This is a genomic window from Nostoc cycadae WK-1, assembly GCF_002897135.1.
GTDB lineage: Bacteria > Cyanobacteriota > Cyanobacteriia > Cyanobacteriales > Nostocaceae > Nostoc_B.
In genome coordinates, this window is record NZ_DF978421.1 from 103816 (window position 1) to 118940 (window position 15125).

Annotated in this window: 14 protein-coding genes; 9 read left to right on the plus strand and 5 right to left on the minus strand. The window is 41.6% G+C overall.

What is annotated here, in order from left to right; genetic code table 11:
- Positions 1–1123 precede the first annotated feature (1123 nt).
- The 8 genes from NCWK1_RS00415 (at position 1124) to NCWK1_RS00450 (ending at position 10514) form a co-directional block, all read left to right on the plus strand.
- Positions 1124–1624, plus strand: coding sequence for a DUF2231 domain-containing protein (locus tag NCWK1_RS00415; protein ID WP_096582394.1), 501 nt, complete (start codon positions 1124–1126; stop codon positions 1622–1624).
- Complete coding sequence (locus NCWK1_RS00420) at positions 1621–2226, plus strand: DUF2231 domain-containing protein (RefSeq protein WP_096582392.1); 606 nt, start codon at positions 1621–1623, stop codon at positions 2224–2226. Before NCWK1_RS00415 ends, NCWK1_RS00420 begins: the two co-directional genes overlap by 4 nt.
- Positions 2227–2314: 88 nt before the next feature.
- On the plus strand, positions 2315–3232 hold the full coding sequence (locus tag NCWK1_RS00425; protein WP_103123333.1) for a cytochrome c oxidase subunit II: 918 nt from the start codon (positions 2315–2317) through the stop codon (positions 3230–3232).
- Between the two features lie 41 nt (positions 3233–3273).
- On the plus strand, positions 3274–4944 hold the full coding sequence (ctaD, locus tag NCWK1_RS00430; protein ID WP_096582387.1) for a cytochrome c oxidase subunit I: 1671 nt from the start codon (positions 3274–3276) through the stop codon (positions 4942–4944).
- Between the two features lie 108 nt (positions 4945–5052).
- The gene (locus NCWK1_RS00435) at positions 5053–5664 is read left to right on the plus strand and encodes a cytochrome c oxidase subunit 3 (RefSeq protein ID WP_103123334.1); all 612 of its coding nucleotides are present in this window, start codon (positions 5053–5055) and stop codon (positions 5662–5664) included.
- Between the two features lie 259 nt (positions 5665–5923).
- Positions 5924–8002: a cation:proton antiporter domain-containing protein gene (locus NCWK1_RS00440; RefSeq protein ID WP_103123335.1), complete on the plus strand. Its 2079-nt coding sequence runs from the start codon at positions 5924–5926 to the stop codon at positions 8000–8002.
- A gap of 296 nt (positions 8003–8298) precedes the next feature.
- Positions 8299–8850, plus strand: a complete 552-nt coding sequence (locus NCWK1_RS00445) for an alpha/beta hydrolase (RefSeq protein WP_103123336.1) — start codon at positions 8299–8301, stop codon at positions 8848–8850.
- 239 nt (positions 8851–9089) lie between these two features.
- On the plus strand, positions 9090–10514 hold the full coding sequence (locus NCWK1_RS00450) for a WGR domain-containing protein (protein ID WP_103123337.1): 1425 nt from the start codon (positions 9090–9092) through the stop codon (positions 10512–10514).
- A gap of 13 nt (positions 10515–10527) precedes the next feature.
- Here NCWK1_RS00450 and NCWK1_RS00455 read toward each other — a convergent pair whose 3' ends face one another.
- The 4 genes from NCWK1_RS00455 to psaK all read right to left on the minus strand — a co-directional run bounded on the left by NCWK1_RS00455 (position 10528) and on the right by psaK (position 13326).
- Positions 10528–11658, minus strand: a complete 1131-nt coding sequence (locus NCWK1_RS00455) for an HhoA/HhoB/HtrA family serine endopeptidase (RefSeq protein WP_103123338.1) — start codon at positions 11656–11658, stop codon at positions 10528–10530.
- Positions 11658–12134: a TspO/MBR family protein gene (locus NCWK1_RS00460; RefSeq protein ID WP_187308027.1), complete on the minus strand. Its 477-nt coding sequence runs from the start codon at positions 12132–12134 to the stop codon at positions 11658–11660. The genes NCWK1_RS00455 and NCWK1_RS00460 overlap by 1 nt, the downstream gene beginning before the upstream one ends.
- Before the next feature lie 186 nt (positions 12135–12320).
- Positions 12321–12875 (minus strand): CAP domain-containing protein, encoded by a 555-nt coding sequence (locus NCWK1_RS00465; protein WP_103123340.1) that lies wholly within the window; start codon positions 12873–12875, stop codon positions 12321–12323.
- A gap of 199 nt (positions 12876–13074) precedes the next feature.
- Entirely contained in the window at positions 13075–13326 is a 252-nt protein-coding gene (psaK, locus tag NCWK1_RS00470; protein ID WP_096582370.1) for a photosystem I reaction center subunit PsaK, read from the minus strand.
- A 106-nt stretch (positions 13327–13432) separates the two neighbouring features.
- On the opposite strand from psaK, the gene NCWK1_RS00475 reads away from it, so the two are divergent.
- Positions 13433–14065 carry a phosphoribosylanthranilate isomerase gene (locus NCWK1_RS00475; RefSeq protein WP_103123341.1) on the plus strand — a complete coding sequence of 211 codons (633 nt, stop codon included), beginning with the start codon at positions 13433–13435 and terminating at the stop codon, positions 14063–14065.
- A gap of 250 nt (positions 14066–14315) precedes the next feature.
- On the opposite strand, the gene folE is transcribed toward NCWK1_RS00475, so the two are convergent.
- A complete protein-coding gene (folE, locus tag NCWK1_RS00480; protein ID WP_096582366.1) occupies positions 14316–15023 on the minus strand; it encodes a GTP cyclohydrolase I FolE in 708 nt (235 codons plus the stop codon).
- Positions 15024–15125: the final 102 nt, after the last annotated feature.

A 15125-nucleotide genomic window follows, 5' to 3' on the forward strand; every position in this document is an offset into this window, starting at 1 on the left:
TAGCAGAACATTTATCACGACAAACTATTTCTTTTATCCCTTAGTAATTACTTAAAATAAAAGTATCAATTTTATTTCTGTCTTTGTGTGGAGATTCACATACCAAATTCGGTTGAAAAAACCGTACTCAAGATTGCGTCTTTTTCCGTGAGTTGAGCCAACTAGCTGTGAAATGCCACAAATTTCGCTGACATCACTACTACCAATGACACATACTACTGGATAACTGATACTCACAACCTCTATTTTTTAGAGGAAATTGCCAGTATCTGTTAAGGGCAAATTATTTAGGCGATCGCTTTTAGACGCAAAATTCAATACAAGTATTAATGAGGACAATTTCAATTAGACATAAAACTTATAGTACGGTGCTTTGTGATGCAGCGCCATACACATTAGTTTTTAGCTAGAAGATGATCACAAGTTTTTCAAGGCAGAATTATTGTAATACTGCTTTGAGAAGAATTAATTGGCGATCGCATGACTCATATTAGGCATAACAACAAACTTTTCACGCAGGCTTCTTCCTGAATTCAGAGATATCAGCTTTTCGTTTAATGCAAATTAAACTCAATAAATTACAAAAGATTTTTGATAAGTTTTTTATTTTACTATATTATTCATTGGTTTTCTGTTTTTCAAAAACTTCTCTTTTTAATGTTTTTGTTATTTTAACGACAAACACATATTCCCTAATTGTTAAACATCGCATATCCAAAAATTTTTATATGTGCAATATCTAAAACTAAAAGGTAGATAAGCTACATCATCATAATAGTTTTTCTGTTAGTGGCTTCATTTCTCAAGCTTTCTATTATTTTTTTGACAACTACTAAAAAAATCCTTAAGCTAATAGATAGATGACCGAGTATTAACCCAATAACTTCGATTTTGTGAGGTAAATTCAAAATCGTTGTGAGAAAGTATCAGCATGAACAAATGAATTGAACTCAATCATTGACGATAAATAGTAACTTCAACCAATTTAGCTAAAAAAAGCTAATACCTGATTTATTGGATTTCGCTACGCGGTTCTGAACATCATCCAATCAGGTGTGAATGTTTGTAGTGATGATCATGCTTGTCTGTTAATCATGAAACTTTGGCTGAGGTGCAGTAAACTATGTTGGATTTTTTTACATCGTTGAACGACCATAATTTACCCTATCCAGATACGCTACACCCAATCGTTGTTCACTTTGTAATTGCGATGGTAGTGTTTGCATTTTTCTGTGATGTCTTAGGTTATTTTACTGGCAAAGCTCGCCTATTTGAGGTGGGTTGGTGGAATATGTTTGTTGCCACGATCGCCATTTTTGTAGCGATTATTTTTGGACAATTTGAAGCAGGTTTAGCCCAACCCTACGACGTAGCTAAATCAGTTTTAAATATCCATACACTGATTGGTTGGTCACTTTCTGGCATCATCGCTGCAATTACAGCATGGCGCTATGTAATTCGTTCGCATAATCCCCAAAAATTACCAATTCATTATTTAGCAGCCGGATTTATCTTAGTGGCAATTGTCGGTGTACAAGTATATTTCGGTGATCAATTGGTTTGGGTATATGGATTGCACACAGTACCAGTTGTTGAAGCAGTAAAGGATGGGATGCTGCCATGAATTCAGACCTAATTAATCAATTGAACGTAGAATTGGGCGCTAACGGACTGCCTTACACTCTGCCAATTCACCCAAACTTAGTACATCTCACAATTGGTTTATTCATCATTGGAATTACCTTTGATATCGTGGGTGTTCTATTTCCCTTCCAAAAATGGGTGTTCAAATTTTTGGCAATTACAGTTGAACGTGCCAACTTCTTTGATGTGGGTTGGTACAACATGTTTGGCTCAACCATCATTACCTTTTTTACTGTAGCCGCCGGCTTTTACGAAATGCTTTTAGCAACCCCACCAACAGAAATTAAAAGTGCTTGGGGCTTGCAAGCAATGCAAACTATGCTTTGGCACGGTATTGGTGGTGTCGTCTTACTAGCTCTATTTGTCGGGATGACCATGTGGAGAGGATGGCAGCGCTTTGTGTGGAGCAAAGATTCCGACACAGAAGTGCAGTGGGGCTATTTGTTAGCGGGAGTAGCAATTATGTTTTTGATGTTCCTCCACGGCACATTAGGAGCGCAACTAGCAGCCGAATTTGGTGTTCACAACACCGCAGACAGATTACTGAAATTAGGCGAAGACCTGAACACAATGCTCAAATAACTGTCCAGGGTCAAAAGTCCAAAGTCCAAAGTATTTAATTGTGACTCTTGACCATTGACTCTTGACTATTGACTCTTGACCAAAACCCATGAAACTCCCCAAGATTTTAAACATATTAACCTTAATTACTGGTGCGATCGCCGTGAGCATCACCAGTATGTGGATAGGTAAACAAGCCTATTCCTGGCTACCGCCCCAAGCAGCGGCCGAATCTCATCTGATTGATGATTTGATTAGCTTTTTGGTGACATTAGGTGCATTTATTTTTCTTGGTGTTACCAGCACCTTAATGTACTCTGTGATTTTCCATCGCGCCCAGAAAGATGATCTCAGCGATGGCCCCCACATCGAGGGTAATGTCACTTTAGAAGTTGTCTGGACAGCTATTCCGATTTTATTGGTACTGTGGATTGCTGGCTATAGCTCCCAAGTATACGAACAAATGGGAATTCAAGGCCCCACACAGCTAGTGCATTTGCATAATCCAGTAGGAATGGAATCTGCTTATGCAGCGACAAAAGACGCTGTTATGAGCGAACCTGTAGAAAAAATTGATGTCATCGCCAAACAATGGGCATGGGTATTCCATTACCCTGAGAAAAATGTTACCAGTACCGAACTGCATTTACCAAGCGATCGCCGCGTGCGTTTAGCACTGCAATCAGAAGACGTACTGCATGGCTTTTACATCCCCGCATTCCGCCTCAAACAAGACATCATTCCTAATCACACCATTGACTTTGAATTTACCCCCATTCTTCAGGGGCAATATCACCTCACTGACTCTCAATATAGCGGTACTTACTTTGCCACCATGCAGGCCAATGTAGTTGTGGAATCCCCTGAAGAATACCACAAATGGTTAGCGAAAATCGCTACACATAAACCCTTCTTCCCTAAGAACCAAGCTGTGAATGAATACGCCGAAACAGCCAGCGAACCAGTGAAAAATGGCTGGGATACAGTTGTACCCGCCGCCCCTCCTCTGGTCAATTTTTCCGGTTGACAACAGACACACCCTTATACCCCTGTTTTTTCAAAAGAACAATGACTAACGTCCCTATTGATAGTCTCAGCCTCCCAGTTGGGAAGCCTCAACATGAATCTCCAGGAGGCTGGAAACAATACTTCAGCTTTAGTACAGACCACAAAGTAATTGGTATCCAATACCTTGTTACCGCCTTTTTCTTCTTTCTCGTCGGTGGTATCTTTGCCATGATATTGCGGGGAGAATTAATCACCCCCGAAGCGGATTTAGTTGACCGTACTGTATACAACGGTATGTTCACCATGCACGGCACTGTGATGCTGTTCTTGTGGACATTTCCCTCACTCGTCGGTTTTGCTAACTACCTCGTCCCCTTAATGATTGGGGCGCGAGATATGGCATTTCCCCGCCTCAACGCCGTCGCCTTTTGGATGGTGCCTGTAGTTGGGATTTTGTTAATGGGCAGTTTCTTTGTCCCCGGTGGCCCCGCCCAAGCCGGTTGGTGGGCTTATCCACCAGTCAGTCTCCAAAATCCCACCGGTAACTTGATTAACGGTCAAGTTTTATGGCTGTTAGCGGTGGCAATTTCTGGTGTCTCCTCAATTATGGGGGCTGTCAACTTTGTCACCACCATTGTCAAGATGCGTGCGCCCGGTATGGGCTTCTTTCGGATGCCTTTGTTTGTCTGGGCAGTACTCAGCGCTCAAATCATCCAATTGTTTGGCTTACCAGCACTGACAGCAGGTGCGGTAATGTTGCTACTTGACCTCACCGTGGGTACTGGCTTTTTCAACCCAGCCAATGGCGGAAATCCCGTCATGTTCCAGCATTACTTCTGGTTTTACTCCCACCCTGCGGTGTATGTGATTATCTTGCCAGTTTTCGGTATCTTCTCCGAAATTTTCCCTGTTTATTCACGGAAACCTTTATTCGGTTACAAAGTAGTTGCGATTTCATCTTTATTAATTGCTGTCGTCAGCGCCATTGTTTGGGTACACCACATGTATGTCAGTGGTACACCTGCTTGGATGCGGTTGATTTTCATGTTGACAACTATGTTTGTCTCTGTACCCACTGGCATTAAAGTATTTGCTTGGGTAGCAACTATTTGGGGCGGTAAGTTGCGGTTGAATACACCCATGTTATTTGCTTTGGGTGGATTAATCATGTTTGTCTTCGCTGGTATCACAGGTATTATGCTTTCTTCTGTACCTGTGGATGTTCACGTTAATAATACCTACTTTGTCGTTGGACACTTCCACTACGTTTTGTTTGGCACAGTGACAATGGGCTTGTATGCTGCCATTTATCACTGGTTCCCCAAAATGACCGGGCGGATGTATTACGAAGGCTGGGGCAAGTTACATTTCTGGTTATCATTCATCGGTACTAACCTCAACTTCTTACCTATGCACCCATTGGGTTTACAAGGGATGTTACGTCGGGTTTCTTCCTACGCCCCAGAGTATGAATTCTGGAACATTATTGCGAGTCTTGGTGCATTTCTGTTAGGTATGTCTACTTTGCCCTTCATCTTTAACATGGTAGTTTCTTGGATGCAAGGTGAGAAAGCACCTGATAATCCTTGGCGGGCAATTGGTTTAGAGTGGTTAGTTTCTTCACCACCACCTGTTGAGAACTTTGAAGAAATTCCTATTGTGATTTCTGAACCTTATGGTTACGGCAAATCAGAACCTTTAGTAGCAGAAGCCCACAATCAGGCTCAATGATTTATCTGTGTACATCTGCGTCCATCTGCGGTTTTAAACGCAGAGAGGCGCTAAGGAAGGCGCAAAGGTACGCGGAGTATTTTCTCAGCAATATTACATGATTAATCTATGGACAGCTATATCGTTTCTGAAGAGTTGCAAAATCACTCTCATCATGCTGGGGAGCATGGACATGATGAAGAAGGCAATAAAATGTTTGGTTTTATTGTTTTCTTATTGTCGGAAAGTGTGATTTTCTTGAGTTTTTTCGCTGGCTATATTGTTTACAAGCTAACAACTCCTAACTGGCTACCGCCTGGTGTTGAAGGTTTAGAAGTGAGAGAACCGGCTATCAATACTGTTGTGTTGGTTGCTAGTAGCTTTGTAATTTATTTGGCAGAACGCGCTCTACAACGCCATAAATTATGGGGTTTTCGCCTGTTTCTTTTGGCAACAATGGCAATGGGCAGTTATTTCTTGGTAGGACAGGCGATTGAATGGAGTCATTTGGCTTTTGGTTTCACCACTGGCACCTTTGGCGGAATGTTCTACCTGTTAACAGGTTTTCACGGCTTGCACGTTTTGACAGGAATCCTGTTGCAATTGATGATTTTTATCCGTTCTTTTATTCCTGGGAATTACGAATCTGGTCACTTTGGAGTTAATTCTACTTCCCTATTTTGGCACTTTGTTGATGTGATCTGGATTGTATTGTTTGTTCTGCTCTATATTTGGCAGTAAATATTCAGCTTTTTCCAAAAATGAGAGCAAATTTTTAGCTGGAGGGTAAGGTAATTCACCTTTTCCTCTGTTTTTCATATTTAGGTATTATAAAAATGATTTTATGATCAGTTATCAAAATATGTCACTCTATCTCTGTATAGATGTGAAAAAATTGATTTTCAAGATACAACTGGGAAGGCTTAATGTTAAAAATTAAATTTTACTGAGCTAAACAAATTCAGCATATACAATCTTCCCTAAAAAACTTGATTCACCAATGGCACTTCAAACTTTAGCAGAAAGTCCAATTGTTGCCTTCACTATTCTCCTCACAGTAATTTTTACCGTACCGCCAATATTTGAAAAATTGCGGTTGCCTGGATTAGTGGGTTTGCTAGTAGCAGGTGTCATTCTAGGAGAAAATGGCTTAAAGTTACTCAACTCAGAATCAGATACAATCAAATTGCTCTCGGACATTGGCAAAATTTATTTAATGTTCGTAGCAGGGTTAGAAATTGATTTAGAGCAGTTCCGCAAAACTAAAAATCGCTCGATTGGTTTTGGAATACTAACCTTTTTAGTTCCGTTAATAGCTGGTATTCTGGTTGGGCGCTTGTTTAATTTCGGTTGGAATGCTGCTTTTTTAATTGGTTCTTTATTAGCATCCCATACTCTTTTAGCCTATCCAATTGTGAGTCGTTTGGGAGTGGTCACAAATGAAGCTGTGACTGTGACAATTGGGGCAACAATTTTTACTGATACGGGTGCTTTGTTGGTATTAGCAATTTGTGTAGGTATTCATGGGGGAGAATTTTCTGCCCTGAGTTTAGCTACTTTATTGGGGGGATTAGCAATTTATTCTGTTGTGGTTTTGTTTGGTTTTGACTGGGCAGGTAAGGAGTTTTTTCGGCGTTCTGGAGATGAACAAAGCAACCAGTTTTTGTTCATATTATTAGCATTATTTTTAGCTTCTGTAGGGGCGCAAGTTATTGGTGTTGAGAAAATTGTTGGGGCATTTTTAGCTGGATTAGCAGTTAATGATGTTTTAGGACGTAGCCCAGTTAAAGAAAAAATTGAATTTATTGGTAGTGTTTTATTTATCCCATGTTTCTTTGTGGATATGGGATTATTAATTAATATTCCCGCATTCCTCAAAACTCTCAGTTCTGTTTGGTTGACTGTGGTAATTGTAGTAGCTTTGATAGGAAGCAAATTTATTGCGGCATTTTTAGCTAAATTATTTTACCGCTACAACACAGCCGAAATGCTCACAATGTGGTCTTTGTCTTTGCCTCAAGTAGCAGCGACACTGGCGGCTGCATTAGTGGCTTATCAAACTGTTAACCCGGCTGGGGAAAGGTTGATTAATGAAGGTGTTTTAAATAGTGTGATTGTGCTGATGCTGGTGACGGCAATTTTAGGTCCAATCATTACTTCTAGGTTTGCAACTGCTTTACAAGTGAGTGAAGCAGATTTAGCCACAGATAGTCTGTCTACTTGGTGGGAAAGTCATGAGACTGAGATAGAAGAAGAACAACAGCAATTTACTGTAGTTGTACCAATTTATAATCCGCAAACCCAGCGTTATTTAATAGAGATGGCTGCATTACTGGCGCGTCACGAATCGGGGAGAATTGTACCTTTAGCTATTACCAAAGCTCTGATTCAGATGGATGATCCGCAATTAGTGACAGCACTTGAACAGAGTCAAAAAAGATTGCAGTTGGCTAAAGAAATTAGCCAAGAATTTGATGTGGAAGTTTCGCCAGCAATTCGCATTGATGATGATGCAGCTTTGGGAATTAGCCGTGCTAGTCGGGAACGCAACGCTAATTTAGTGGTAATGGGTTGGTCGCAGACTACAGGCTTCCGCGCTCGTTTGTTTGGTAGTGTACTGGATAGTGTATTTTGGTCTGCACATTGTCCAGTAGCAGTTACACGGTTGTTAAGTAGTCCGACAACTATCCAAAGAATTCTGGTACCGGTGGGTGACTTGACACGACAAACTATAGGTGCTGTTAGGTTCGCCCAAATTTTAGCTGATGTGAATCAGGCAGAGGTAGTATTGTTACATGTGAGCGATCGCAAAACTCCCCCAGCTTTAGTGGAAAAATTTACATCTCAATTGTCGGAAATTGTGACTAAAAGTCAGTTACAGGTGAAGACAAATATCCAGACAATTAAAGGCGATGATATTGCTAGAGTCATCATTCGGGAAGCTCAAGCTTTTGATTTAGCAGTGTTGCGTTCTGTTCGCTATCGCACAGCAGGTGGTTTAGCCGTTAGCCAAGTCACAACCCAAATTTTAAGAGCATTGAAATGTTCGATTGTGTTGCTAGGAGAACCCCACTCTTAATTTGTTTAACACATACAGCAGACTTCAGAAGTAAAACAGCCTTGATATCTGGCTTTCACTCTGAAATTGTGTACTCCACTAACTTAAAATCTGCTGTAATCGGCAAAACTAAATTAGGGTGGGTATAATTTGCCCACCCTACTCATGTTGAGATTTTAATTTCTATCGCTGGTCATACCTCAGTAGATTCCACAAACTTAATCTATTTAGATAACCTTATAAATATGTTGTCGTAATCAGCAAGCTTAGATATTTTAGACCTGTGTACGCTCCACACCACTAGGAAGTTAAATGTAATGCAGATTTTTAAATTTTGGAATCAATTAACTAAGGGGAAGTTTAGTAAATTATTCAGTCAGACAGTAGTTTTGGGAGTAGGTGCTAGTGTTTTGCTGTTCCATGCTAGTGCAAACGCGGCTGAACAGGTAATTTTAAAATATGGTAGTTTTCAAGGGCCTGTTTCTGTAACGGAATTGAATGCGTTTGTGCAAACAGGGAAAACTACCCCAACACTAAGAAATTATTTGCAAGTAGCTAAACAAGACCCGGCTGTAGCTCGTAAAGCACTAGTCGCAGGTATAAAAGCTGAACCTGCTTATTTAGATAGTTTGTTGTCTGGTTGGACAGGGCCAATTTTACTGGCTCAAATTGGTGATGTAGTTCATCCACCTGCGGGGGACTTAGATGCACAGGCGCTACAAACATCTTTGAGTAAATCTATTCAAGAAGATGGAGAAATCACACTGCTAGGGGCAATTCGCCATTATCCCGATAATATCGTAGAAATAGAAGGCGATCGCCTGATTCCAGTTTATGAAAGACTAAGCAGCTTGGCAAAAGTCCTCTAAGTACTGAGTGCATTGCAAATCTCAAGCTTTATTAATTTCAACAGTCTAATAATGCTTGTAGCAATGCCTCAAATCCTCATTGATTATGAATCTCCGGTTTTAAAAGATTCATTTGGTTAAAGTTTGTACTTGTAGCTTATGGACACATGACCTTGGTCATAGTTAGAACCGATTAAGGATGGTCAATTTATTTGTATACCACTCCGAATATTTACATTCAGTTTTAACGAGCAAATGTCATGGCTAAAGAAATAACATACTTAGAGTTATCAGAAGATGGTGGAAGTTCCCACAAGTTTTATGAGGTTATTGTTGAAGATACCCAAGTAAGTATCCGCTACGGTCGCATCGGTGACGCAGGACAGACGCAAACGAAAACTTACCCCACACCAGAAAAAGCACAGGCGGAAGCGGCGAAAAAAATTAATGAAAAGCGGAAAAAAGGCTATGAAAATGCTGTGATGGGTGTGCGTCAAAAGCGTTCTGTGACTCGCAGAGAAGTTGCTAGTACTGTTTCAACGTCCAAACAAGCGCCAATTTTATGGAAATTTGCGGCTAATTCAGCGGCTTTTGGCATTTTCATTGATGCTAACCGTTGCTGGCTGGGTAATCAAACTGGTCAAGTTTTTGCTTTGAACCATGAAGGTAAAGTCAGCAATCAATTTAAACTCCCTGATGGGGTTAAATGTTTAGTAGCTGATGATATCTGGATTTACGCTGGTTGCGATGATGGCAATGTCTACGATTTAACTGGTAAGTTACCCCGCGTTGCTTACAAAATTGATGAAAATGTCGATATCTTCTGGCTGGATATTAAAGATGGTTTATTGGCTGTCTCTGATGCTAACGGTGGCGTAACAACTATAGATCATGATGATGAGTCACAATGGACACGTTTAAGTCAAGGTAATTCTGGCTGGATGGTTCGCTGCGATGAAGCTGGGATTTATCACGGTCATAGTCAAGGCGTGACGATGTATGATAACCAAGAAGGTCGAATGGTTTGGCATCAAAAAACTGGCGGGAGTGTGCTATTTGGTTGGCAAGAAGCATCCGCAGTTTACGCCGGTGCAAGCGATCGCAAAATTTATAGTTTTAGTAAGCAGGGTAAGCCACTAACAATATATAAATGTGATGCCGCAGTTTATTCTTGCGCCACTGCACAAGATGGTAAATATGTGTTTGCTGGTGATAATAATTCTTCGATTTACTGCTTTAATCAAGCGGGTGAAAGATTGTGGAAGTTGGGGACTGGTTGTGGTTCGGCTTTATCCATGCAGTTTTGCGAATCTCGAATTTATATTGTAACCACTGATGGGGCTTTAGCTTGTATTGATGCTAGTGAAACTGCGATCGCTTCTGCTCAAGCTGGTACAATTCCCGATGCAACTATTATTAAAGCACCAAAAACTGAGGGAGTCGCACCTTCTACTGTTCTCGAAACCACGACAGATACAAGTACTGGGGTAATTGTTGAGTGTTTTCAAGATGGTGGTCAATTGCGCGTCAGAGTTATTTCCCCAGGATACAATTTTAACTGGAACGTGCAGTTTCCCAAAGATATTCGCCAAGCTGGCGATCGCTATCTTGTCCAAGAAGTCCGCGAGTCAGCTAGAGGTGGCTTTTATCGCGCCTATGGAGATATTAAAAAGATCAATAATTAAGGTTTTGAATTCTTCAACTAATGTCTCTTGCAGGTAAAGCAACTGTGCGAATGGCGATCGCTTGTTTTTTACCATTACGATTAATTGTAATTTGCATCATGTCGCCAACTTTGGTAGTTTCTACCAATTGTTGCACTTGCCGAATATCTTGAATGGCAACACCGTTAATACTGTCAATAATGTCGCCTGGACGCAACCCTGCACGAGCAGCGGGAGAGTTGGAGGCGACTCCTAAAATAATCACACCTGTATCTTGATTAACTTTTAAACCTGTATCACTCTGATTAATTTTGCTGCGTAAATCAGGTGTTAACTCACCCATTTGAATGCCAACATAAGGATGATCTACTCGTCCTTTAGTGATTAATTCATTAGCAATTCTTTGTGCTGTTTTGATGGGAATGGCAAAGCCTAATCCTTGCGCTCCTTGGATGATGGCGGTATTCATTCCGATTACTTCTCCTTGAGCGTTGAGCAAGGGGCCACCAGAATTACCAGGGTTAATGGCTGCATCAGTTTGAATAAAATCTACACGTTCGGTTGGTACTCCTAAATCAGCCACTGAACGCTGAGTCGCACTGATGATTCCCTGAGTGACTGTATTATCTAATCCTAGAGGATTGCCGATGGCGATCGCCCATTGCCCTGGTAACAAATTATCTGAGTTACCAAACTTGACTGTCGGTAATCCTGTACCTTTAATTCGCACTACCGCCACATCCGTTACACGATCAACGCCTACTACCTTACCTTGAAGACTGCGTCCGTCTTTTAACACCACGGATACGTTATCTGCATCGGCGACAACATGAGCGTTCGTCAAAATAATCCCATCCGCACTGGTAATAAATCCTGAACCAATACCCCTTTGCACTTCTTCTCTATTTGGCACCTGTGCGCCAAAAAAACGCCCTAAATAAGAGTCTTGTGGAGATACTGCCACAATCCGCGTTGAATTGATGCGTACCACTGCTGACCCTACTTGTTGTACAACCTTAGTGATGTAATTTGCATCTTGATTATTGCTGGGTGCGGCTGGATTGAGTGTTGCTGTAACTAGAGGATTTTTACCATCTCTATTGGCAACACAGCCAGTTAATAGCAAAGTTAAATAAAGCGAGAAATAGGGAATTAATCGTTTCATTATGGGTTGATGGGGCTATTGAGTTGTAGTAATAACCAAGTTAAATAAGTACCAAAAGGCCCCCACAATGCGTAAGGTAGAAATAGCCATGAAGCAGTTTGCGAAATTGGCTTAACAACAAAAGCCAAAATGTACACCAAAACTGTCGCTAAACCGCCCACAATCATACCACCAGTCAAACTGCGAAGTTCTACCACAACGGGACTGTAAAGTGATGTGAGTAAAGCGATCGCCCCATAAACTACTAGCAAACCCCAAGGACGAAAACCTTTTTTGCAACTTTTCTCCCACACAATGATTGCAGAAATCGTAAGGCAAACCCAAATGAAAGTCCAAATAACAGGAATAAGAAACTCAAAGGTCAACCAACTGGGACGTTGCAGATTTTGAAACCAAGGATCGCGCAGCGATGTGAACAGGCTACCACCAAAGAACAGGGCTGCTGAAGCTGCTGTAATTATCCATCTAGCTTTCACTAAAACTCCTGTCATAATAATACATTTGTAGTTTAGATTGAATCGGCGATCGCTGCACCTATCCTGTGATATAGCGGTAGTCAGATATGTTAGGACAATTTGAAAGCTTGAATGCCAGGAATAATCAGACTTTTCCTCCTGCCTCCTGTCTTCTGCTATGGGTGATAGGCGACAGTCGAGAAGAAGTTATTGTCGCAAAAATAACTGAGTCATGTAGTATGTATTCCCAACTCGCCAGATGCCCACACCTGTTTCTCGGAATACTGGACGCAGAATATTGGCTCGGTGTCCAGGGCTGTTCATCCAACCTTTGATGGCGGCTGGTACAGGTTGCGGCACATTGGTAGATGTAAATAAGTTTTCCCCAACCATCCAATAATTGATTCTGCCTGCACGTACTCTGTCTCGTAAGGTACTACCATCGGCACCAGTGTGACTAAAGAACTTTTTCTGCGCCATCTGATGGCTATAGTTGCGGGCTACCTGGGTGAGTTTTTCATTATTTTGTAGCGGCTGAAGTCCATTTTGCTGTCGCACTTGGTTGATACCTTGGCGAATTGCGGCTTCCATGTCTGCAATTTTGGCAGATTCGGCAGAAATTACAGGCTGTGGTGGTTGGCTTGATGGTAATTCAAGACTGGGCAACGGTGGCGCGTATTTTAGCATTTCCTCGCAACCACTGGCTAATAGTGCGATCGCCGCCGATGCTAACCAAATTATTTGCGGTAGTTTGTTTTGCATCTACTTATGGTTCTTTCTCCAGACAAGAACTATCAACTTAGCTGTCGTGATGAAGTTGCTATGAAATCTGTCTTTAAGGTAACAAAAATAGCAAAATTCAACTGAGCTACACTTGAGAGTTGCATTGCTAGAGAAAGAACAAGAATAAGTTTAGAGTATGGGATTGATTGAGAATCTCATCTCTGTGTCATCTTGTATTTTACAGACGACCAATATTAGTCAGTCCTAAAACAATCCCAATGCCGATGATATGACCAAAAGCCATAGCCGCGATAAAGGTGGTAACACTAACTGGCAAACCTGGTAACTTAGGCCCTACTTGGGGTTGTTCGATGCGGGTGGATAGCAACAGAATGATGATGCTGCTAACGCTAATAATGATTCCAACGGTGGGAGTCCACGCGGGAGTTGCGGGAACATTAGCTGCTGCTGCCAGTAAATTTGATAACATCAAGGTTCTGTCTCCTAAATGACAAAATTCATAAAACCTTCAAAATTATAGAATTACTGAGTAAGCAACCAGAGATTGTTAGCAAAAATTCGCTCTTTAGAACTATATGCGGGTTAAAATCTGCGGCATCACTCAACCAAAACAAGCTAAAGCGATCGCATCTTTAGGCGCAACAGCTTTAGGATTTATTTGTGTACCTACTTCGCCTCGTTATGTTACAGCAATGCAAATTAGGGCAACCGTGACACAGCTACCAGATGACATTGATAAAATCGGCGTGTTTGCTAACGCTCCCATTGAGGAGATTAGCCAGATAGTGAATGATTCTGGTTTAACTGGTGTGCAGTTGCACGGTGATGAAACACCTGAATTTTGCCACCAAGCACGTCAAAAAATCCCCAATGTAGAAATTCTCAAAGCACTGAGGATACGAAGTTTTGACCATCTGGAACAAGCATCTATTTATGCTCAATACGTAGATACTTTATTACTTGATGCCTATCATCCCCAACAGTTAGGCGGTACAGGCCAAACTTTAGATTGGGCAATGCTAGAAAAATTTCACCCCAGTAGCCCGTGGTTTTTAGCGGGAGGATTAACACCAGAAAATATCTTAGAAGCCCTTAGCCAAGTCAAGCCTAATGGTATAGATTTATCCAGCGGTGTCGAAATTCAACCCGGAGATAAAGATTTACACAAGGTAGCGCTACTGTTTGAAAGGCTTAAAACTAAAGTATGAAGTATGTAGACACCTTTTAGGTGGCTTGCCGCAGGCTAGTATGAAATTTTATTTTTCATACTTCACGCTGTGTGCAACTTTATCTCAGACCTAACCCCCAACCCCTTCCCTTGTAGGGAAGGGGAGCGAGAATCAAAGCCTCTCTCCGTTGCGGGGAGCCAGTGCGTTGCGGGGGTTCCCCCCGTTGTAGCAACTGGCGTGAGAAGAATGGAAGTGGGGTTTCAAAAATAAGTCGCACATCGCGTTACTTCTAAAAGAATGATGGTTGATGGCGAATCAAGTTAAAGAATTCTTCACGGGTTTTTTGCTCGTCGTGGAATACGCCCAACATAGCGCTGGTAACAGTCCATGAACCGGGTTTCTGAACACCCCGCATAACCATACACATGTGAGTAGCTTCCATAACTACTGCTACACCTTGAGGTTCCAAAATCGTCTGAATCGCTTCGGCAATTTGGCGAGTTAATCTTTCCTGAACTTGCAACCGTCGGGAATACATTTCCACAATCCGGGCTAACTTACTTAAGCCCACAACTTTTTGATTAGGAATATAAGCAACATGCGCTCTCCCCATAAACGGCAGCATGTGATGTTCGCAGAGGCTAAAGAAGTTAATATCTCGAACTAGTACCATCTCGTTATGACCTTCATCAAAGATGGCACCATTCACCAGTTCTTCTAAAGATTGGTTATAGCCACTGGTAAGATAACGCATTGCCTCAGCAACACGCTTGGGAGTCTTGAGCAGTCCTTCACGCTCAGGATCTTCGCCAACGCCGACTATGATGTTCCTGACGGCATCCATCATTTGCTCCATATTTTCCTCAGAAGGCGGTTGCAAATCCGGTAGTCGTCCGTCGTGGGTGTTGCGATCGGGTCTGGTATTGATGGCCTCTGCCAAATCGGAAATCAGCGGAGATTGAAAACGATTGGAACCGTTAGAACTAGCAATAGTCATGATGTAATTTTCAGTTAATTTTTGGATGTTTGCTATCAGTCATTAGTCATTGGTCGTTGGTCATTTGTCTTTTGTGATTCACTCATAACAAATGACTAATGA